Origin of the sequence: Winogradskyella psychrotolerans RS-3, from assembly GCF_000427335.1 — a bacterium.
Classification (GTDB): domain Bacteria; phylum Bacteroidota; class Bacteroidia; order Flavobacteriales; family Flavobacteriaceae; genus Winogradskyella; species Winogradskyella psychrotolerans.
The window spans coordinates 1-1,313 of the sequence record NZ_ATMR01000192.1 but is presented as its reverse complement, the minus strand read 5'-3'; the positions used below and the strand labels follow the sequence as shown (position 1 = coordinate 1,313).

The window sequence follows — 1,313 nt, the reverse complement described above, 5'->3', positions numbered from 1 at the left end:
TTGTTGTGTATGGTTAGTTGCGTGGTTAAGCAACTAAGTTAGTAAACTTTTACGAACCCGTGAATATTCCGCAGGAATATTCGCAAGTAGGGAAGAACCTAGCAATTAATTATACACGGTGTTGTGGCTAGTTTTTTCCTTTTATAATTTCCATTATTTTATTCAATTCGTTCGTTGCAATTTCAAAATATTTTATAAAATCAGAATAAATTTTTTCAATTTCTATTGTTTGAATTTCCCCATTGTTAATCGTCAATTGACTTTTTGATTCCACTTTTTGTATTGTCGACATATATTTCGGGAATTCGAGAACAGGATGGAAAGATAAATATGTTTTAACCGGAAATATTTCTATATCGTAATCAAGTATATTGTCCGAGTGAGCAATAATATTTCTATTTGCCATTAAAATCTTAATACTTTTATTGAAATTTTTATCAGTTTCTATTTTATTGTCAGCAATAATAAATTGTAAAACTTTAAATTTTGATGAGAAGTTAAGAATTAGATTATTCAATAAAATGCTATTTATAAATTCGGATTTTTCTGAATCTATAAATTCTGTAATTATTTCTTTAACCATATTTTCAACTTGATTAAATTTTATAATAATATCAGAAATTATCTCCTTGTTTCTTGATATTAATTCTTCTGGAAATTCCATTTTATAATTTTGATTATGAGTTCGTTATCAAATTAGCCACAACGTGTTTGTATATGGTTTGTTGCGTGGTTTAAGCAACTAATTTAGTAAATAATTACCGACCAAGAAAGTCCGCGAGGACTTTCGTAAGTAGGCGAGAAGCCAGCAATAAATTATATACGGTGTTGGCATTTCGTTTTTATTTTTCAGTTAAATCTTTCGGTAATTTATTCTCGAAAGTATATTCGTTTTTATCGTCAGGAATTGTTTCGTTATGAATTATTAAATTCAAATTATTCTCAAAGTATAAATTTATTCCAAAACTCAAATCGTTATCTTTTTTCCAAACTAATTCTTTCCATTCGACCACTTTTTTCCCGATATATTTTTCAAATTCAGGGAAGTGAATTTCAGCTTGTTCAACAGGATAATTAAATTCGCCATCTCCATAAGATTTAATCGATTCAAAAGAATCTTCTGCTTTTCTGATTGTTGTCATTTCATCCGTTGACACAATGCTAATCCAATTGTCAAATTTCAGATAAGTAACATTGATTCTGTCAACTAATTCTCCGTTTAAGAAAAACGATTGAATTCGACCATTTTTCAGTCTTTTGTTAATTATAGAATCTAATATTTCTTTTCCGTTCATAATTTACCTCAAATGAAT

The 1,313-nt window shown here is 28.0% G+C and carries 2 protein-coding genes; both read right to left on the bottom strand.

Going from position 1 to position 1,313, the window contains the following annotated elements:
• Positions 1 to 127: 127 nt before the first annotated feature.
• Positions 128 to 664, bottom strand: coding sequence for a hypothetical protein (locus ADIWIN_RS16930; RefSeq protein ID WP_020897607.1), 537 nt, complete (start codon positions 662 to 664; stop codon positions 128 to 130).
• A gap of 178 nt (positions 665 to 842) precedes the next feature.
• A complete protein-coding gene (locus ADIWIN_RS16925; protein ID WP_020897606.1) occupies positions 843 to 1,295 on the bottom strand; it encodes a hypothetical protein in 453 nt (150 codons plus the stop codon).
• Positions 1,296 to 1,313: the final 18 nt, after the last annotated feature.